The following is a 19,834-nucleotide window of genomic DNA, read 5'->3' as shown; positions in this document are numbered from 1 at the left end:
CGACAGCGTCCACGGCGTCGACCGGGTCGACGGGGCCGACGGATCCGAGCGGGGACGGCGTCCTGAACGACGTCGTCGCGATGGACGGGCCCTCGGGCACCGGCAAGTCGACCGTCTCGCGGCGGCTGGCCCGCACGCTGCACGCCGCCTACCTCGACACCGGCGCGATGTACCGGGCCGCCACGCTGGCCTGCCTGCGGGCCGGGCTCACCGCGGACAGCGACCCCGAGCGGATCGCCGCCGTCGCGGTCGGGGCGGAGCTGGAGTCGGTGACCGACCCGGCCGCGCCGCGGATCCTCCTGGCGGGCGAGGACGTCGAGGCCGAGATCCGGGACGAGCCGGTGACCAAGGCGGTGTCGGCGGTCTCCGCGGTGCCGGAGGTGCGGACCGCGCTCGTCGCCCGGCAGCGGGAGCACATCGACCGCGCCCTCGCCCGCGGACGCGGGATCGTGGTCGAGGGCCGCGACATCGGCAGCGTGGTCGCGCCCGAGGCGAAGCTGAAGGTCTACCTGACCGCGTCCGAGGAGGTCCGCGCCGCGCGCCGGGGCCGCCAGGACGCCAAGGCCGGGCGCGTGAGCGACCCCGCGAGCACCCTCGCCGACGTCCAGCGCCGGGACCGGCTGGACTCGACCCGCAAGACCTCGCCGCTGCACGCGGCGGCCGACGCGCTCGTCGTCGACACGGACGAGCTGTCCGTCGACGCCGTGCTGGTGGAGCTCCTGCGGCTGGTCCGGGAGCGTGGGCTCGTCACATGAGCACCACCCCGGTCGACGGCGCGGCCGACCTCCCCGCCGGCGCCGACCCGAGGCTGCACGACCTGGCGCGCTGGGTCGGGACGTGGTGCTTCCGCCCCGTGCTCCGGGTCCACGTCCACCACCGCGAGCGGATCCCGGCGACCGGCCCCGTGGTGCTCGTCGCGAATCACAGTTCGCTGGTCGACGGACCGCTGATCTTCGGACTACTCGGGCGTCGTTCGGTGTTCCTGGTCAAGCAGGAGATGTTCACCGGCATCCTGGGTAGGGGGCTGCGCGGGATCGGGCAGCTGGCCGTGCGGCGCGGCGAGCCCGACCGGGCGCCCCTCACCGCGGCGCTCGGCGTGCTGCGCGGGGGCGGGCTCGTGGGGGTGTTCCCCGAGGGCACGCGCGGCAGCGGCGACGTCGCGGCGGCCCAGCAGGGCGCGGCCTGGCTGGCCCGCACCTCCGGCGCGCAGGTCCTCCCGGTCGTCTGCCGGGGGACCCGCCGGCCGGAGGGGAGCGGGCGGCGGTGGCGCCCGCGGGTGGACGTGCTGGTGGGCGAGCCCCTGCCGGCCCCCACCGGGAGGGGCCGCGCGGAGCTCGCCGCGGCCACCGAGACCGTCCGCGGCGCCCTCGCCGCGCTGGTCGCGGACCTCGACGCGATACGAGCCACGAACATTCGGAGTAGTGCCTGATGGACGACACGATCACCGGCGGCGACCGCGCCGCCATGGCGGAGCTGGGCCTCGACCCGGACGACTTCGCGGCCGTCGACGACGGGTTCGGCGACGGCGGCGAGGGCGCCGCCGAGCAGGGCCCGACGCCGGTCCTCGCCGTCGTCGGGCGTCCCAACGTGGGCAAGTCCACGCTGGTCAACCGCTTCCTGGGCCGCCGCGAGGCGGTCGTGCAGGACATCCCGGGCGTCACCCGCGACCGGGTCTCCTACGACGCCCTGTGGAACGGGCGGCGGTTCACCGTCGTCGACACCGGCGGCTGGGAGCCCGACGCCGTCGGCCTGCAGAAGGAGGTCGCCGCGCAGGCCGAGCTGGCCATGCGCACGGCCGACGCGATCCTGCTCGTCGTCGACTCGCGGGTGGGCGCCACCGAGGTCGAGGAGGCCGCCGCCCGCGTGCTGCGCCGCTCCGACCGGCCGGTCCTGCTCGCCGCGACGAAGGTCGACGACGAGCGCGCCGTCGCGGACACCGCGGCGCTCTGGCGGCTGGGGCTCGGCGAGCCGTACCCGGTGTCGGGCCTTCACGGCCGCGGCTCCGGCGACCTGCTCGACGCGGTCCTCGAGGCCCTGCCCGAGACCCCGCGGGAGACCTTCGGGGCGACCTCCGGCGGGCCGCGTCGCGTCGCCCTGGTCGGGCGGCCCAACGTCGGCAAGTCCTCGCTGCTCAACCGGGTCTCCGGCGAGGTGCGCTCGGTCGTGCACGACGTCGCCGGCACCACCGTCGACCCGGTCGACTCGCTCGTGGAGCTCGACGGCGAGATCTTCCGGTTCGTCGACACCGCCGGCCTGCGCAAGCGGGTCAAGACGGCGTCGGGCATGGAGTACTACGCCTCGCTGCGCACCCAGGCCGCGATCGAGGCGGCCGAGGTCGCCCTCGTGCTGCTCGACGCGAGCGAGCCGATCTCCGAGCAGGACCAGCGCGTGCTGACCATGGTCGAGGAGGCCGGCCGGGCGCTGGTGATCGTGTTCAACAAGTGGGACCTCGTCGACGAGGACCGCCGGCTCGCGATGAAGCGCGAGCTCGAGCGCGACCTCGTCCGGGTCCGCTGGGCGGAACGCATCAACATCTCCGCGCTGACCGGCCGGGCGATGTCCAGGATCGCGCCCGCGATGCGGACCGCCCTGGCCTCGTGGGACCAGCGGATCCCCACCGGCCGGCTGAACAGCTGGCTGTCCGAGGTGATCGCCGCGACCCCGCCGCCGGTGCGCGGCGGCAAGCAGCCCAAGGTCCTCTTCGCCACCCAGGCCGGCACCCGGCCGCCGACGTTCGTGCTGTTCACCAGCGGTTTCCTCGAGGCGGGGTACCGCCGGTTCCTGGAGCGGCGGCTGCGCGAGGAGTTCGGGTTCGAGGGCTCGCCGATCCGACTGTCGGTCCGCGTGCGGGAGAAGCGGGAGCGCAAGGGCAAGCGGCGCTGACCGGCCCGGCAGGGTGAGTCCTCCCTCGGACGATCCCCGACCGACTACCCTCCCCGCATGACCGTTGACTCCCCCAGCGGTCCCTCCGGGCCCGTGCGCGTCGTCCTGGCGGACGACGAGTCGCTGCTCCGGGCGGGTCTGCGCACCGTGCTGGAGGCACGGGGGACCGTGGCAGTGGTGGGGGAGGCGGCCGACGGCGACGGGCTGATCGCCGCCGTCGACGAGCACCGGCCGGACGTCGTGCTGGCCGACGTGCAGATGCCCGGCCGCTCGGGGCTCGACGCGCTGCGGGTGCTCTGCGCGCGGCCCGACGCCGTGCCGGCGGCCGTGCTGACGACCTTCGACCTCGACGAGTACGTCACCGAGGCGCTGCGGATCGGGGTGCAGGGGTTCCTGCTCAAGGACGCCGAGCCCGAGGCGCTGATCCGTGCCGTGCTCGACCTCGCGGCCGGGGGCGCGGTGCTGGACCCGCGGATCACCGCCCGGCTGCTGCCGCGGCTCGTCCCTGAGCCGGCGCCGCGGCCGCCGCGCCCGGCCGACCTGACCCTGCGCGAGACGCAGGTGCTGCGGCTGCTGGCCGACGGCGAGTCCAACGCAACCATCGGGTGCCGGCTGGGGCTGGCCGAGGCGACGGTGAAGAAGTACGTGTCGGCGCTGCTGGTGAAGCTGGGCGCGGAGAACCGGGTGCAGGCTGCGCTGCTCGCGCAGAGCTGGGGGGCGTGAATGCCGCAGGGGGGCGGACGGCGGGTGGTGCGGGGGGTACTGCGGCGGGGTGGACCGGCCTTGCGGGTTGGGATCGAGGTCGTCGCGGTCGGCGTGCCGGCGGTGTTCGTGCTGCTCGCCGCGCCCGGCCCGTATGCCTGGTCGGTCACCGCGGGCCTGGTCGGCTGCGCACTGCTGCCGCTGCGGCACGTGCGGCCGTGGCTCGCCGTCGTCGGGTCGCTGTGGGCGATCTGCGGCGGGCTGGGCTGGCCCGCGCAGATCGTCGCGCTGTTCGCGCTCGGCCGCCGGACCCGGCTCGGCGCCACATTGCCCTGGCTGGTCGTGGTCGTCCTCGCCGCGGTGGTGCCGGTGCTGCAGCGCGAGGTCCTCAGCTGGCAGTCGGTGATCCTCACCGTGGTCTTCGCCGTGCTCTCCGCCGGTAGCCCGCTCGGGTTCGGCCTGCTCACGGCCACCCGGGAGCGGCTGACGGCGAGCCTGCGCGAGCTGGAGGACGCCCGCGAGGCCACCGTCGCCGCCCGGGAGAGCGCCGCCCGCGCCGAGGAACGGGCCCGGATCGGCCGCGAGGTGCACGACGCGGTCGGCCACCACGCCACGCTCATCGCGGTCGGGGCGGCCGCGTTGTCCGCCTCGACCGAGGAGCAGCGGACCCGCGAGGCCGCGGAGCTGCTGCGGACGCACGCCAAGGAGGCGCTGGCGGAGATGCGCAGCGCGCTCGGGCTCGTCGGGCCGGCCCCGGCCGGCGCGGCCGGGCTCGGCGGCCTCGTCGACCGGGCCCGCGAGACCGGGCTCGACGTGGAGCTCGTCGCCCTCGGCACCGCCCGGACCCTGCCGGTGGCGCCCGACCAGGTCGTCTACCGCGTGGTCCAGGAGGCGCTCACCAACGCCGCCCGGCACAGCCCCGGCTCCACCGTGCGGGTCGAGGTGGACTGGCGGGTCACGGACCGGATCCGCGTCGAGGTCGTCAACGGGCCCGCCGGGCGTCCGGCGCGGGGCACCTTCGGCACCGGCGGGGCAGGGCTCGCGGGGCTCGCCGAGCGGGTCGGCGCCGTCGGCGGGGAGCTCGCGAGCGGGCCCGATGCGGGCGGCTTCCGGGTGTGCGCGGTGCTGCCGCTCGCGCCCGAGACGCCGCCGGCGGGGGAGCGCCGGGTCGAGCTGCCGGACCGCTCGCCGACCGGCCGGGACACGGACACGGGGCCGATCCCCATCCTTTGAGCGGGCACACCCGATCACGCCTGGTCGAGCCCTGGTTACCGACGGGTACCTACGAAAGTCGCCTTCACGGGGCGACGGACGGCGGTGGTGCCGCCGGGCCGTCCGAACGAGACTGACGGGGACCGTCACGGTGGTGCCCCACCGTGTGGCCTCCGGCGGGTTCGTTCGCGGACGAGTTGGGGGGAGCGAGGTCCGGGCCGGTGCAGGGAGACGATCGGTGGTGCGGTAGGCTGATCGAGCCCTCACGGGGGCGGCCGGGACGTGGCGCAGCTTGGTAGCGCACTTGACTGGGGGTCAAGGGGTCGCAGGTTCAAATCCTGTCGTCCCGACGGTCGGCGGAGGCCGGTGTCCACTCGACGGGGACACCGGCCTTCGTCGTTCTCCGTGCAGGTTCGCGGTGGACGAGATCCGCGTGTCCGATCATGTGGTGATCATCTCCCTGCTCGTTCGTGAGCGACAAGACGTCCGGCTCGGGACCGGACCCCACCGGCCGATGACCCGGCGCCGTGGGTGTCGTCGGCACGGCGGCGATTGACCGCCGACGTGAGGGGAACGTCTCTGCCGAACGTGGAGCGCGATGGAGGCGGAGATGGCTCAGGACCAGTTCAGCCAGCAGGACCCGACCGAGCAGCACGCCGCGCCGGGCAGCGGCGACCGTACCGTCGAGTGGCCGGGGCGCACCGCCGACATGGACGTCCGGCCCGACCACGGCGAGGAGACCTACCGTGGGACCGGGCGCCTCGAGGGGAAGAAGGCGCTGATCACCGGCGGCGACTCCGGGATCGGCCGCGCCGTGGCGATCGCCTTCGCCCGCGAGGGCGCCGACGTGCTGATCACGTACCTGGAGGAGGAGAAGGACGACGCCGAGGAGACCGCGCGCTGGGTGCGCGAGGCGGGCCGGACGGCGATCACGGCGGCCGCCGACCTGCGCGAGGAGCAGACCTGCCGCGAGGTCGTGGCGCGTGCGGTCGACGAGCTCGGCGGGATCGACGTCCTGGTGAGCAACGCCGCCTACCAGATGTCGCAGGACGGCGGTATCGACGACATCACCACCGAGCAGTTCGACCGCGTGATGAAGACCAACGTCTACGCGTTGTTCTGGCTCGCCAAGGCCGCCGTCCCGCACATGCCCCCCGGGTCCTCGGTGATCGCCACGACGTCCGTGCAGGCCTTCCAGCCCTCCCCGCACCTGCTCGACTACGCCACCTCGAAGGCTGCGATCGTCAACTTCGTCAAGGGCCTGGGGCACAACCTCGTCGACCGCGGGATCAGGGCCAACGCCGTGGCCCCCGGACCGGTCTGGACCCCGCTGATCCCGGCCACCATGGACGAGAAGAAGCTGGACTCCTTCGGTGCGCAGGCGCCCATGGGCCGCGCCGCGCAACCCGCCGAGCTGGCCCCGTTCTACGTGTTCCTCGCCTCGCAGGAGTCCAGCTACATGACCTCGGAGGTCCTCGGCGTCACCGGGGGGTCGCCCATCACCTGACGACCCCGGCCCCCGGCGGTCGACGGTCTGCTCGACAGGAACCGCCCGCCGTCGACCCGACGGGTGGACACTGCCCTGATGTCCCACGGCGTCGACGGCGTCGCCCTGCGCCTGCTCGGTGACCTCGAGGTCACCGGGTCCGGCGGCCCCGTGACGCCGCGGGCCGGGCAGGAGCGGCTGCTGCTGGCCGTGCTGGCGGTGGACCGGGGCAGCCCGGTCGGCCGCGACCGGCTCGTGGAGGTGCTGTGGCCGGACCGGGTGCCGGCGGGCGCGGTGAACGCGGTCCAGAACTACGTGCTGCGGCTGCGGAGGACGTTGGAGCCGACGGCGCTGCGGATCGTGCGGGCTGCGGGCGGGTACCGGCTGGAGGTGCCCGCCCCGCGGGTGGACGCCGAGGTGGCGGAGCGGCTCGTTCAGGAGGGGCGGGCCGCCATGGCCTGTGGGGAGCCTGCCCGCGGGGAGGCGGCGTTGCGCACGGCCGTCGGGCTCTGGCGCGGCCCGGTCCTGGGCGAGTACGCCCATCTGCCCTTCGCCGAGACGGAGTGCCGCCGGCTCGAGGAGCTGTACGAGTCGGCCTGCGAGGACCGCGCCGACGCCGAGCTCGCGCTCGGGCACCACCGCGCGGTGGCCGGTGAGCTGCAGGTGATGGTCGAACGGGCTCCGCTGCGGGAACGTCGGTGGGCGCAGCTGATGCTCGCGCTCTACCGCGACGGACGTCAGGCCGAGGCGCTGTGCGCCTACCGGACCGTGCGCGCGAGGCTTGCCGAGGAGCTCGGCATCCCACCCGGCCCGGAGCTGGCCGCCCTGCACGAGCAGATCCTCCGCCAGGACCCGGCCCTCCGGCCGCCGCGCACCGTTGTGCCGGGTTCCGGCCGGGTCGGCGGCCTCGTGGGCCGGGCCGCCGAGCTCGACGTGCTCGCCGACCGGTTCGAGGCGGCTCGCGGTGGGCACGGTTCCGTCACCGCGGTGGCGGGGGAGCCGGGGATCGGGAAGACGGCCCTGCTGCGCGCGTTCGCCGAGGCGGCGGCGGCCCGGGGCGCAGCGGTGCTGCGCGGGCGCAGCCTCGAGGGGGAGTGGCAGCCCGCCTACCGTGCGGTCGCCGAGGCCGTCGACGCCCACCTCGCGGCCCTGTCGCCCGCCGAGCTGGCCCGGGCCGCCGGGCCGTTCGCGGACGTGCTGGTCCGGCTGGTGCCGGGGCTGGCCCGGCGAGGCCTGACCGCGGACCACCGGGCGGACCCGTCCCCGGACGAGGAGCGGATCCGGATCCTCGACGGCGTCGCCCGCTTCCTGGTCACGCTGTCGGCCGACCGTCCCGTCGCCCTCGTCCTCGACGACCTCCACTGGGCGGACGCCAGCACGCTGGCACTGCTGCGGCACCTCGCCCGCGACGTCGGCGAACGGCGGATGGTGATCGTCGGTGCGTACCGCAGCGACGAGGCCGGCCCCCTCCTCGGTGACATGCTGGCCGCCCTGCGGTCGGAGGCCGACCCGACCGTTCTCCGGCTGGCGGGTCTGGACCGGTTCGCGCTGCGGGACCTGCTCGGCGCGGTCTCCGGGGTCGGTGCGTCGGATGCGCTGGTCGGCGCGATCGCACGGCGGACGGGAGGCAATCCGTTCTTCGCCCGGGAGCTGCTCCGGCAGCTGCGCGAGGACGGGGCGGTCCGGCCCGGTCCGGACGGGCTCCTCGCGGGGAACGTCGCGCCGGACGCGGTGCCGGAGGGGGTCCGGCAGGTCCTCGCCCGGCGCCGGAGGCGCCTGCCGGAGGCGGCCGACCTCCTGCTCGACCACGCCGCCACCTTCGACGGTCCCTTCCCGTTCGCCACGGTCGCCCGGGTGGCCGGGCTGTCCGAGGACGACGCCCTCGACGCGCTCGACGTGGTCCTCGCGGCCGGTCTCGTCGAGCCCGATCCGGCACCCGACCGGTACCGGTTCGGGCACGCGCTGATCCGGCAGGCCGTTCTCGCCGACCTCAACCCGTCGCGGCGCCTCCGGCTGCACCGCAGACTCGCCGAGGGCCTCGACGCCGACCGGGCGTCGGGCTCGTCCGGGATCGGCGCGGGGGAGGTCGCGGCGCAGTACCACGCCGGCGCCGCGCTCCCGGGTGGCGGAGCAGGCGTCGGCCGGGCGATCGAGGCGGCCGACGAGGCGGAGGCGGCCGCGGCCCACCAGGAGGCGGCCCGCTTCCTCGCGATGGCGGCCGACCTCGCGGGCCCGGACGACGACCGGTGGACCGCGGTCGTCGCGCGGCTGGGCCTCGCCCAGGTGTGGGCCGGGAACGTCGACGCGGCCGTCGAGGCCGCGGGTGAGGCGGCCGAGCGGCTCGCGGCGGGCGACCCGGCCGCGGCCGCCGCCTACCTCGCCACGGTGGCCTCGGCGCTGGCCAGCGCGGACAGCGACGAGCATGCGTGGGGCCTCGCCGCCCGGGGACTGCGGCTGGCGGGCGGTCGGCGCGACGCCGTCTGGGCCACGCTGACGGTGCACGAGCTGGACCGCCGGGAGGCCGCCGACCCGACGTTCCCCGGGATCACGCTCGACCACCCCGACCGCCGTGAGGCGCTGCGGATCCTGCTCGCCGAGGGGTCGCTCGCCGATCGCCCCGACCTCGCACGGCTCGCGGTGGCGGCGACCTACGGTCGGCGCGACCGCATCCCGGACACGCTCGCCGCGGACCCGACCGTCCGGCTCCTCGTCCTCGGCGACCTGCACGGCGCGGTCCCGTTGATCGAGGACGCCGTCGCCGCCGCCCACGACCGGGGCCGCCTCGCCCTGGAGGGCTATCACCGGACGCTGCTGGCCCGGGCCCACGCCGCGCTCGGCCGGATCGAGGACGCGCGCTCGGGCCTGGCCGAGGCGCGCGCACTCGCCGCACGGTCCGGCTACCCCGGATGGGGCTGGCAGCGGATCCACGACATCGGGACGCTCGACGCGATCGCCCACGCCACGGACGTCGGCTGGACGGACGTGCTCGCGCAGCTCGACCAGGCCTACGCCACGGCGAACGGGCCGGGCCGGCGGTTGGAGGCGTCGGCGAGCGCCTGCGGGGCCAAGGCGGCCGCGCGGCTGGGCCGCACGGACGAGGCACTGCGCCGCTGCGCACGGGTGCTCCCCGGCCTGCGGCGCGCCCCGGCCTGGGCCATGAACCACCTCCGGACGCTGAGCGACGCCGTCGAGACGCTGTGGCTCGTCGCCGGGCCCGGCCCGCACCACCATCCCGACGTCCCGGTGCTCGACCGGATCGCCCGCGACACGGCCCTGCCCGCCGACTTCCGGTTCCCGATGATGGACATCCACCTCACCCTGGCCCGGCTGGCCGCACTCGACGGCCGCCCCGCCGAGGCGACCCGTCTCCTCGACCGGGCCCGGACCGCACTCGACGAGCGGGGCGCCCGGCCGCTGCGCGCGATCGTCGATCACGACGCAGCCCTCGTCGCCTCCTACGACGGCCGTCCCGACGAGGCCGCCGGCCTGAGAGCGTCCGCGGTGGCCGTGTTCGAGCAGCTCGGCATGACCGGCTGGGTCCGCCGTGCCGAGCGATCTCGCGTGAGTGCGCGGTGACCGCGGCGAGACCGGTCCGGAGCAGCATGACGCCTCCGACGAACACGGAGGTGCGGGATGCCCGCGATCAGCAGTGCCGAGGCCCCTGCGGTCATCGACGGCGGTGGGGTCGAGCTCAAGGGCCACGAGATCGGCGGCGAGATGACGGTCGGGTTCGTCCGGCTGCCGGGTGGCACCGACCTCGGTCCGGCTCTCGCGGGCCTGCCCGGTGACCTGTGCCCGTGCCCGCACTGGGGCTACGTCCTCTCCGGACGGATCGAGGTGCGCTCCGAGGAGGGCGCCGAGCTGGTCACGGCCGGCCAGGCCTTCTACTGGTCACCGGGCCACGCGCCGATCGCGCTGGAGGACACCGAGTACGTCGACTTCTCACCGACCCGGGAGCTCGCCCCGGTCGTCGCCCACCTCACCCGTTCCCCCGGCTGACCCGGCCCGGGACGGGAGCCCGACGGTGGGGAGGGCCGACGTGATCACGATGCTCGGCGTGCCGGTCACACTCACGAGCAGCGCCTCCGACGGGCGGCTCGCCGTTCACGACCAGTCCCGGCTGCGCGGCGCCGCCCGCCATGCGCGACTCGTACTCCCCGGGACGATCGGCGAGGTCATCGCCCGGGAGCTCACCGCCTACGCGGACTTCGGACGGCGTTTCCAGAACGACCCCCTGATCGATCGACTCGCCCAGGAGGTCCTGGCCATCCGTCCGCCCGGATCCCGCTCCGCCTGAGCCGTTCCTTGTCGCCGATTCCCGTTCCCGGGACACTCGCCCACGCTCCTGGGGAGGGGGCGAGCATGGACGAGGCGGCAGGGGAGGCGCTGTCGATCCGGCTCCTGGGCGGCTTCGCGGTCGGCGTCGGCGCTCGGTGGGTCGGCGACGGCGCGTGGCGGCTGCGCAAGGCCCGCACCCTGGTGAAGCTGCTCGCCCTCGAGCCGGAGCGGCGCGTCCACCAGGACCGGTTGTGCGAGCTGTGGTGGCCGGGCAACGACGGGACCGCCACCCGCAACAACCTGCACCAGGTGCTGCACGCCGCCCGGCGGGCGCTCGGCACGGTCGGGGTCGGCGGCGGGATCGTCCTGCGTCGCGAGCTGGTCGCGCTGGCGCCGGGACGGCCGGTCGTCGTCGATCTGGAGGAGTTCCGGCGCCGGGCCCGCACGGCCCGCGGGTCGACGGATCCCGAGGAGATCGAGCGTGTCCTCGCGGCCGGTGCCGGTGAGCTGCTGCCCGAGGACCGCTACGAGGCCTGGGCGCAGCCGCACCGGGACGCCCTGCTGGCCGTCCGGACCGAGCTCGCGCTGGCTGCCGCGGAGTGTGTCGACCACGGTCGTGCGGTCGAGATCCTCGTGCCGGTCCAGCGGGAGGACGGGCTCCACGAGCCGGTCGCGCGGGCGCTGATGCGGGCGCTGGCCGCCGGCGGCCGGCACGCCGAGGCGCTGGCGGTGTTCGAGCGGCTGCGCGACGGGATCGAGCGGGAGTTCGGCGGCGTGCCCGACCCGCGGACCCGCCGGCTCTACCGCGACCTGCTGGCGGGATCGACCGTCGACGTCGAGCCCGTTCCCGCGGACCCGCACAACCTCCCGCTCGAGGTCACCGAGCTGATCGGTCGCGGGGCGGAGCTCGAGGAGACGGCCGTGCTCCTGGACCGGACCCGGATGCTGACGATCACGGGGCCCGGCGGCGCGGGGAAGACCCGGTTGGCGATCGAGATCGCCCGACGGCGGCGGGACCGCCACCCCGACGGCGTCCGGCTGGTCGAGCTCGCGGCTCTCTCCAGGCCGGCGCTGGTGGCTCAGCACGTCGCTGCCGGACTGGGCCTGACGCTGCCGGAGCGCGGCGAGCCGCTGCCCGCGCTGGTCCGCCAGCTCGGCGGCCGGCGAATGCTGCTCGTCCTCGACAACTGCGAGCACCTGGTCGACCCGTGCGCGCATCTGGCCGGTGAGCTGCTGCGCCGCTGCCCGGGGCTGATGATCCTGGCCACCAGCCGGGAGCCGTTGCGCGCCGAGGGCGAGGTCGCCTGGCGCATCCCGCCCCTGGCCCTGCCCGGGCCGGACTCGACGGCCCGCGGGGTGGGGCACGTGGCCGCCGCGCGGCTGTTCGTGCAGCGCGCGAAGGCCGTCGCGCCGCGCTTCACGCTCACGGACGACAACGCCGGGGCGATCGCCCGGATCTGCGTGGACCTCGACGGCCTGCCCCTCGCTCTCGAGCTCGCCGCCGCCCGCCTGCCCGCCCTCGACCCGGGGCAGATCGCCGCCCGGCTCGACGACGCGCTGGGCGTACTGGGGCCCGGGCACCGGACCGCGCCCGACCGGCAGCGGACCCTGCGCGCGACCGTCGACTGGAGCTATCGGTTGCTCGACGACGCCGAGCGCACGGTGTTCCGGCACCTCGGCGTCTTCTCCGGGAGCGTCGGTCTCGAGGCGGTGGAGGCGGTGTGCGGCCGGGACGTCGAGGGTCCCGGCACGAGGCGCACGCCGACCCTCCAGGCCCTCGCCGGGCTGGTCGACAAGTCCCTCGTGCTGGCCGGGACGCGGGCCGGCGCCACCCGTTACCGGCTCCTCGCCACCCTCCGGCAGTACGCCGCCGAGGCGGCGGTGGAGGCGGGCGAGGCGCGGTCGGCCCGACGACGTCACCTCGGGTGGTACGGCACCGTCGCGGCCCGGTGCGACACCACGACCGGTGCCGGCACCGCGGTGCTCGACGCCGAGTCGGACGAGCTGCGGTCCGCGCTGGAGTTCGCCCTCGTCGACGATCCCGGGGCCGCGCTCGACCTGGCGGTGCGCCTCTGGCCGTACTGGCTCGCCCGCGGCCGGTTCCGCGAGGGCGCCCGCTGGCTGGAGGACGCGCTGGCGGCGGCGCCCGAGGGCGGTGCCGCGCGGGGCGCCGCGGTGTTCGCCCTCGCCGTGCTCGACGTCCGGTGCGGGCGCGGGGAACGGCTGGCCGAGCTCGGTGCGCGGCACGTGGCGGTGCAGCGGGAGCTCCGCGAGCCGGAACCCGCGCAGGCGCTCCAGCTGAGCGCGGTGCTCGCCTTCATGGACGGGGCCTGGGCGACGGCGTGTGCGCTCGCCGAGGAGTGCCTCGGCGCGGCCGGGCGCTCGGACGGCGCCGCCGCCGCGGCCGTCCACCTGCTCGGTCTCGTCGCGCTGTCGCAGGGGAAGTGGTGCATCGCGCGGGAGCAGCTGCTCCGGGCGCTGGACATGCTCCGGGCACTGCCCCGGCCCGGGCGACCGTTCTTCGCGCCGGTCCTGCTCGGGGTGGCGGTCGACCGCGACGGACCCCGCACGGTGTTCGAGGAGACGATGCTCCAGGGTCGGCTGGTCGCGGCGGACCGGGCCGCGGGCTACGTCCGCTGCAACCTCGCCTGGCTCGCCCGTGCGGAGGGCGAGCTCGACGAGGCGGCGGCGTGCGTCGACGCGGCGCTGCAGGGCTTCACCGCACGGAAGGACCTGGTCGGCCGCGCGGTCGCCCTGAACCACCAGGGCTGTCTCCTCGGGGTGCGCGGCGAGTTCGGGCCAGGGCGGGCGGCGCTGCGCGAGGCGCTCCGCCTCCGCGAGGGGCTCGGCGACCGCCGCGCCGTCGGCCTGACGACGGGGAACCTCGGCCTGCTCGCCGCGGCCGCGGGCGACGTCGCCCACGGGCGTGACCTGGTCCGGCTGGCGGCGACCGGGTTCCGCGAGACACGCGACGGGCCCGGCACCATCGGCATGCTCGCCGCCCTGGCCGACATCGCCATGGACGGCGGCGACCACGCCGAGGCGGGGCGGCTCCTCGAGCACGCGGTGGCCCGCGCGACGGGCGGCCCGGGGGACCACCGGTGGGCCGGCTGGTTGTCGCTCCAGCTCGCGGAGGCCCGCCGGCGCGTCGGCCGCACGGCCGCGGCGGAGGAGGCCCGGCGCTCGGCCGAGGCGCTGTTCGCCACCCTCGGCGCGGTCGACGGGCTGGCCGCCTGCGCCGGCCGATCGTCCTGATTCCTGTCCGACGTCGCTGTTCAGCCGGTGCAAAGTCCGCGCCCCTACCGTCGCGCTCCACCCGCGCCGGGGCACGAGACCGATCGACCGGGGACCCGGCGCCGAGTCCGAGGAGCACACCATGACGGTGACGAGGAGCAGCGACCGCGCCGGCCTCGCGACGGCGCTCGCGGAGCTGGCCGACCGGATGGACGGCACGGTGGTCGGGCCGCCGGATCCGGAGTTCGACAGCGTGCGGCGAGTGTGGAACGGCTGCGTCGACCGGTACCCGGCCGCGGTCGTCCGTTGCCGGTCGGTGCCCGACGTCGTCGCGGCGGTCGGCCTGGCGCGGGAGCACGACCTGCCGCTCTCCGTGCGCGGTGGCGGGCACGGCCTGCCCGGGTTCGCGACCAACGACGGCGGGATCGTCGTCGACCTGTCCCGGATGCGGGAGATCCGGGTGGACCCGGCCGCGCGGCGCGCCCACGTCGGCGGCGGGGCGTTGTGGGGCGACGTCGACGCGGCGACGGCCGCCCACGGGCTCGCGACCCCGGGCGGCCTGGTCTCGACGACGGGCGTCGCCGGGCTGACCCTCGGCGGCGGGATCGGCTGGTTGTCCCGCCGGTACGGGCTGGCCTGCGACAACCTGGTCGCCGCCGAGGTCGTGACCGCCGACGGACAGGTCGTGCGCGCGGACGACGAGCACGACCCCGAGCTGATGTGGGGCCTGCGGGGCGGCGGGGGCAACTTCGGAGTGGTCACCGGGCTCACGTTCGCGCTGCACCCCGTCGCCGAGGTCACGGCCGGCCTGGCGCTGTTCCCGCTGGACCGGGCGGCCGAGGTGGTGGCCTTCTACCGCGAGTACGTCACCGGGGTCCCGGACGACTTCCGGACGCTGCTGAGCTTCCTCACCGCGCCGCCCGCGGCGTTCGTCCCGCCGGACCTGCGGGATCGGCCCGTCGTCGCCGTCGTGGGGTGTCACTGCGGCGCGGCGGGGGAAGCCCAGGACCTGCTCGCGCCGCTGCGGGCCCTCGGCCCGGCCGCGGACCCGTTCGGGCCGATGCCGTACCCGGTCTGGCAGACGGCGTTCGACGCGAAGGTCCCGGCCGGGCGCCGATACCACTTCGCCGGCGGGTACACCTCCGGCTGCCCCGACGACCTGGTCGGGGCCGTCGTCGAGGCCGTCCGGGCCCGCCCGTCGACCGCGAGCGAGTTCCACCTGCACCAGATGGGCGGCGCGGTCGCGCGGGTCGGGGCGGAGGCGACGGCCTACCCGGGGCGGGACGCCGCGTTCACGTTCAACGTCATCGGCATCTGGGACGACCCCGCGGACGACGGGGCGAACCAGGCGTGGGCCAGGGACCTCGCCCGCGCGACGGCGCGCCACGGCGAGGGAGGTGGGTACGTCAACTTCCTCACCGAGAACCAGGAAGCCCTGCGGGACACCTACGGCGCACGGCGCTACGCGCGGTTGGTGGAGCTGAAGCGGCGCTACGACCCCACCAACCTGTTCCGCCTCAACCAGAACATCGCGCCGTGACACGTGGTCGCGGCGGCCGCGGAGGGGTCGGCCGCCGCGCCCGGGGCTACCGGACTGATCTCCCGATCTCGCCCGCGACGACCGGATCGGCGAGGTACTCGGCGATGTCGTGCGCCCGGTCCTTCGGATTGCCCGTCCGCACGTCACGGACCTGATCCCAGTCGTCGCCCAACGGGCAGCCGATGGCCACGGCATCGGCTGCCGCCCAGGCGTTGAGCCACGACCCGACGCGCGCAGGGCGCACGGGACCACCGGCGAGGAGCCGCTTCTGCACGGCGTCCAGTCCAAGCGGACTGCCGGCGGTCACCAGGACCGGGACGTCGAGGCGATCGGGAAGCTGTGTCAGGAGATCGATCGCGACGACGCTGCCGAGGCTGTGGCTGACCAGGACGAGCTCGCCGTCGTCCGGCAGGCAGGCCCGAACCGCGTCGAGCACTGCGGTTCGCACGGAGTCGCGATCGAGGTAGGCCGCGACGTCGCGGAGGACGGCCGCGATCACGAGATCGTCGAGACCGCTCCGGTCCGCCAGCCACGAGAGCGGGCCCTGCAACGCTTCGACGAGGCCGCCGAGAAGCCCGCCCTCCTGCGCGGTCCGGCGCTCCTCGAGCGGCATGCCGGCGCGCGCGGCCGCCTGGTCGATGAGCTCGGCGTAGACCACCCGGGTGGACGATTCGGTGGGGGCGAAGGTCTCGGCGGCCGTCGGGGCGCCCGCCCGCTCGGGCACGTCGAGGGCGGAGATCAGTGCGTCCCCGTAGAACGGGAACCAGACGTCGGCGGCGTCGAGGGGGGCCAGTCCACCGGCCGCGAGCCCGCGCGCGAGTCCCCCGGCCCACGTCGCCCGCAACCGGACGGGGTCCTGGCCTTCCTGACCCCGGCCGTGGAGGAAGACGACGGCGCGGCGCCCGCGGGGTCGGCCGATGAGGCCGGGCGTCCGGCGTTCCGTGGGCGGGGTGCTTCCCACCGGCCGCCGCGCGCGGGGACGCTGCGAAGGGACGGCGGCGGGGGCCAGGTCGACCTCGCCCGGCACGGCGCCGCTGGGCACGGCCTGGGGCCCCAGCTCGGTCAGCACCCCGCGTTGTGCGGGGGGCAGTTCGGTGTCGGCGAGATGCGTGAGCAGCACGCTGACCCGGACACCCTCGTTGGCGATCCAGCTCTGCCCGTCCGGACCGGGCACGCCGGCATGGTGCAGGGCCACGACCTCCCACTGGTCGTTGAAGACCGGGGAACCGGAGTTCCCGGGCTCGGTGTCGGTGCGGTAGTGCAGATAGTCGGGCAGCTGGTTGAGCAGGGCGTTGTCGCGGACCGCGACCTCCTTGGCCCGGCCGTTCGGATGCCCGACGACGTTGACCGGCTCACCGATGACGATCTTCCCCTGGTTGGCGATCAGTCGGTGCCAGCCGTGCACCGAGCCGGGCCTCCGGCCTCCGTCGCCCTGTGCGACCGCCACGAGGGAGAAGTCGAGATCGACGTGTGTGACGAAGAGCGTGGCCGGGTCCAGGTCGTACCGGTCGGCCCGCTTCGTCACGCCGTCGACGTCGAGCTCGAGATCGAACTCGACGAACGACGAGGTGGCGGTGTCGGGATCCGGGAGGACGTGGTTGTTGGTCAGGAGGAGCCGCTCGCCCACGAGGAAGCCCGTGCCGAAGCCGGCGAGTCGCCCGGACTCCAGGATGGAGATCCGCCCGACGGCTCGCGCCGCACGCTCCCCGCGGGCGAGGAAGTTGACGCTCTGCAGTTCGCTCGCGGCCCCGAGGATCCGTTCGAACAACACGGTCGGCCGTAGTGCGTGCCCGTCGGAGAGGGCGTGCGAGAGTGCGCTCGCGCCGACCTCGCCGTTGGCCAGTAACCGGGAGGCGCGGGCGCGGAGCTGATCCTCGTCGTCGACGACGACCGGAGTCCCCGCTGCCTCCTGGCGGCGCCGGATCTCCTCCCGTTCGGCGGCTGTTCGCCGGTATCGCTCCGCCACGCGCTCCTGCTGCTGCCGCACATCCATCGGTGCCTCCCCGAACGGACAGGAGCCGGTGAGGTCACACCGGCCTGACGATCTCGGTGGCGCTCGACGCAGAAGCGGGGCGGCCACTCCTACAGAACGACGTTGCCGAAGTCCTCGTGGATACGTACGCGCTCCGGAGCGGCTTCCCAGCCACCGGAGTCGAGGGGCAGCTCGTGCGGCTGCAGATGGGTGAAGTTCAACTCGGTCCTGTCGATGAGGTCGCTGAGGCGGACCCGATAGACACCCGCGTCGAACGCCGCCTCCCGGCCGAGCATGTCCTCGATGAGACGGGTCTGGTCGAGCAGGTAACCCGCAGCGGCGGGCCCGTTCCCGCCCTTCACGTAGACGAGGATCTTCCAGAACGCGAGGGGTAGTCGGACACCCTTGTAGAGGGGGTCCTCAACACCGAACACCGGTCCGGTGAACACGGTGACCTTCCGCTCCGCTGCATCGGCGTGCTCGAGGATGTAGTTCTCGAGACCCTGCCACAGCTCGTCGGACTGGTTGAACCGCTCGTGCTGAGGGGAGCAGTTGGTGAAGTGGAAGGTGTCGTCGTTGCCGCGGCGCGCCTGCGGACCCCACACGGGGTCGAGCCTGCGGACGAGGTGGCCGCGATCCAGCGCGTTCCGCGCGTACAATCCTTCCCCGATCTGCTCGGACTCGGCTATCCGGGGATCGAAGTACCATTTGTCACGGCCGCGCTCGAGCTTCTCGGACTGTGCACCGTCGATGTTGACCGCGGTGTAGTAGGCGAGCTGCCTGCGTCGATTTATGACGAGGCTGAAATGTGTGTACGGCAGGACCGTCGGGTCCGTCCCGGCAGTGGCGAGGACGTTCTCGGCAGCGTTCTGCCGCTGCTCGGAACTCAGCGTCGGCAGCGGCACGGACGTCCCGAGGAAGTCCGCCGCATAACCGGTGTAGCCCGCGTAGTAGTCCAAGGGACGTGCCGCTTCCAGGCCGGCCGGCGCGATCTCCGGAGTGACGCGAATGCCGTCGACGACACCGGCGGTCCCCGACGGATCGGGCGGACCGAACCGTACCGAGACCTGCAGGGGGATCGAGAGCGTGACCTCGTGGGTCGTCATCGGGAAGACCCTGCTCCGGTAGGGGCATCAGTGTGCTGACCGCACCCATATCTGTTCATGCCAATAGACAGCATGCTGCACCGTCGTTCTCCTCGTGCGGGACCCGCCTCGTCATTGACGATCCGTGACGCGGACTTCTCGATTCATTGTGTCCGGCTCTCGAGGTGTCGCCTGTACGCACGTCTACGTATTGACGTCGTGGCGCACCTGAGGGCGATTCTTGGGTCGACGTCGTGTTCTCTCGGAAGGGCTGGATCAATGGGTGAGCGCGCTGGTCGGCCGGGCGGGTCGACAAAACCCGACACTGTCGAGATCAAGCCTCGGTGAGCTCGCGAAGGTCGAGGGTGGCTGGTCGGGGGACCGGCGCCTGGTGTCCGCTTCCCTCGACGGAATGCTCGACGACGAGACGCTCGACGAGCTCAAGGATCCGGACCCGTTCGTCGAGCGTCTCCTGTCCGACGAGCAGCGGGCGTTGGCGGGCGAACTGCTGCTTCCACTCCACGCGGTCGAGCTGCTGGGCCCGATCAAGGCACGCAAGTGGGATCCCGACGACGACGGTGACGTCGCGGCCGAGCTCTGGGAGGTCGACGAGGACGTGCGCTTCCTCGAGGTGTCGATCCGGGTGGCCGACGACCCCGAGGGCGCGCTGAAGGACCTGGAGCAGCGCGTCCGGAAGGGGGGCTTGCAGATCGACCCCATGCAGAACACCAAGACCACCACGGTGCTCCGCCATCTCGCAGAGCGAGACGGCCGCTGAACGACTCGGCGAAGACCCTGCGCCAGTGGTTCAGCTCGACTTACTTCTATGGGTCGAGCCTGTGTTGCCGTGATCGGGTTTCCCGCTCTGACCGGTGTCTCCACCACCACTCGGATGCGTCGGGTCGTCTCCGTCTCCAGTCTTGTCCTTCGTCTTCATCCCGTCTCCGTTGCATCCCGTCGGCATACCGTTGTTATCCATGCCGCCGCTGCACCCTGACCCGCTACTGGTCGTGCGCACGTTGTCGACGAAGCGCGTCACATGGAATCCGTTGGCGGAGAGGCTGGCACACAGGTAATTGTCGCGGTTCGCGTCGGTGGCCCTGACGTTGTCGGGCGTGGCCGGTGGCTCGATCATGCGCAACATCTCGGGAATGCTCATCATCTTCCAGCCCGCCGAGCAACTCCCTTGCATCGCAGCGGGTGTGACCGCTGCCGCGAGCTTCACGTCTTGTTGCGCCAGGGGGCTCGCCACGAGGCCGGCGGTGGCCCAGGCGGAGGCGCCGATCAGGGCAACGGTCAGCGGGCCGAGAACCCTCCGAGTGGCCACCGCGCGCGAACGCCCCGTCCTCGATCCGTGGGAATGATGGAGGAACTCGCCCTGTGCACTCATCGCCGCCTCCTTTCATGGCTCAGTGCACAAGGCTAGACCTCGGCCCGATCAA

15 protein-coding genes and 1 tRNA gene are annotated in these 19,834 nt (G+C 74.5%); 13 read left to right on the top strand and 3 right to left on the bottom strand.

Annotation, left to right across the window (positions count from 1 at the left end; all coding sequences use genetic code 11):
- The first annotated feature begins 80 nt into the window (after positions 1–80).
- From cmk to PKE99_RS25185, 12 genes are all read left to right on the top strand, one after another.
- Positions 81–755 carry a (d)CMP kinase gene (cmk, locus tag PKE99_RS25240; RefSeq protein WP_037039110.1) on the top strand — a complete coding sequence of 225 codons (675 nt, stop codon included), beginning with the start codon at positions 81–83 and terminating at the stop codon, positions 753–755.
- A complete protein-coding gene (locus tag PKE99_RS25235) occupies positions 752–1,429 on the top strand; it encodes a lysophospholipid acyltransferase family protein (protein ID WP_037038529.1) in 678 nt (225 codons plus the stop codon). The genes cmk and PKE99_RS25235 overlap by 4 nt, the downstream gene beginning before the upstream one ends.
- Entirely contained in the window at positions 1,429–2,883 is a 1,455-nt protein-coding gene (gene der, locus PKE99_RS25230; RefSeq protein WP_197040373.1) for a ribosome biogenesis GTPase Der, read from the top strand. The genes PKE99_RS25235 and der overlap by 1 nt, the downstream gene beginning before the upstream one ends.
- Before the next feature lie 57 nt (positions 2,884–2,940).
- Positions 2,941–3,606, top strand: a complete 666-nt coding sequence (locus PKE99_RS25225) for a response regulator (protein ID WP_051736462.1) — start codon at positions 2,941–2,943, stop codon at positions 3,604–3,606.
- A gap of 60 nt (positions 3,607–3,666) precedes the next feature.
- A complete protein-coding gene (locus tag PKE99_RS25220; protein ID WP_051736463.1) occupies positions 3,667–4,818 on the top strand; it encodes a sensor histidine kinase in 1,152 nt (383 codons plus the stop codon).
- A 255-nt stretch (positions 4,819–5,073) separates the two neighbouring features.
- Positions 5,074–5,147: transfer RNA gene (locus PKE99_RS25215), tRNA-Pro, on the top strand.
- Between the two features lie 260 nt (positions 5,148–5,407).
- Entirely contained in the window at positions 5,408–6,304 is an 897-nt protein-coding gene (locus tag PKE99_RS25210; RefSeq protein ID WP_037039116.1) for an SDR family oxidoreductase, read from the top strand.
- A 78-nt stretch (positions 6,305–6,382) separates the two neighbouring features.
- Complete coding sequence (locus tag PKE99_RS25205) at positions 6,383–9,859, top strand: ATP-binding protein (RefSeq protein WP_156066873.1); 3,477 nt, start codon at positions 6,383–6,385, stop codon at positions 9,857–9,859.
- Between the two features lie 57 nt (positions 9,860–9,916).
- The gene (locus tag PKE99_RS25200) at positions 9,917–10,282 is read left to right on the top strand and encodes a cupin domain-containing protein (RefSeq protein ID WP_037038537.1); all 366 of its coding nucleotides are present in this window, start codon (positions 9,917–9,919) and stop codon (positions 10,280–10,282) included.
- Between the two features lie 40 nt (positions 10,283–10,322).
- On the top strand, positions 10,323–10,580 hold the full coding sequence (locus PKE99_RS25195) for a hypothetical protein (RefSeq protein WP_037038539.1): 258 nt from the start codon (positions 10,323–10,325) through the stop codon (positions 10,578–10,580).
- Between the two features lie 65 nt (positions 10,581–10,645).
- Positions 10,646–13,816, top strand: a complete 3,171-nt coding sequence (locus tag PKE99_RS25190) for an ATP-binding protein (protein WP_051736464.1) — start codon at positions 10,646–10,648, stop codon at positions 13,814–13,816.
- A 121-nt stretch (positions 13,817–13,937) separates the two neighbouring features.
- The gene (locus tag PKE99_RS25185) at positions 13,938–15,335 is read left to right on the top strand and encodes an FAD-binding oxidoreductase (RefSeq protein ID WP_051736465.1); all 1,398 of its coding nucleotides are present in this window, start codon (positions 13,938–13,940) and stop codon (positions 15,333–15,335) included.
- 46 nt (positions 15,336–15,381) lie between these two features.
- On the opposite strand, the gene PKE99_RS25180 is transcribed toward PKE99_RS25185, so the two are convergent.
- Both PKE99_RS25180 and PKE99_RS25175 read right to left on the bottom strand, forming a co-directional pair.
- Positions 15,382–17,328 carry a serine protease gene (locus tag PKE99_RS25180; RefSeq protein ID WP_037038542.1) on the bottom strand — a complete coding sequence of 649 codons (1,947 nt, stop codon included), beginning with the start codon at positions 17,326–17,328 and terminating at the stop codon, positions 15,382–15,384.
- Positions 17,329–17,417: 89 nt separating this feature from the next.
- Positions 17,418–18,413, bottom strand: coding sequence for a DNA/RNA non-specific endonuclease (locus PKE99_RS25175; RefSeq protein ID WP_037038545.1), 996 nt, complete (start codon positions 18,411–18,413; stop codon positions 17,418–17,420).
- A 262-nt stretch (positions 18,414–18,675) separates the two neighbouring features.
- On the opposite strand from PKE99_RS25175, the gene PKE99_RS25170 reads away from it, so the two are divergent.
- Positions 18,676–19,170: a hypothetical protein gene (locus tag PKE99_RS25170; RefSeq protein ID WP_156066876.1), complete on the top strand. Its 495-nt coding sequence runs from the start codon at positions 18,676–18,678 to the stop codon at positions 19,168–19,170.
- Positions 19,171–19,200: 30 nt separating this feature from the next.
- On the opposite strand, the gene PKE99_RS25165 is transcribed toward PKE99_RS25170, so the two are convergent.
- Positions 19,201–19,782 carry a hypothetical protein gene (locus PKE99_RS25165; protein WP_156066879.1) on the bottom strand — a complete coding sequence of 194 codons (582 nt, stop codon included), beginning with the start codon at positions 19,780–19,782 and terminating at the stop codon, positions 19,201–19,203.
- Positions 19,783–19,834: the final 52 nt, after the last annotated feature.

It is taken from the genome of Pseudonocardia halophobica, from assembly GCF_027922425.1.
Lineage (GTDB): Bacteria > Actinomycetota > Actinomycetes > Mycobacteriales > Pseudonocardiaceae > Pseudonocardia > Pseudonocardia halophobica.
The sequence above is the reverse complement of the archived record's forward strand: the minus strand, read 5'-3'. Positions and strand labels throughout refer to the sequence as shown.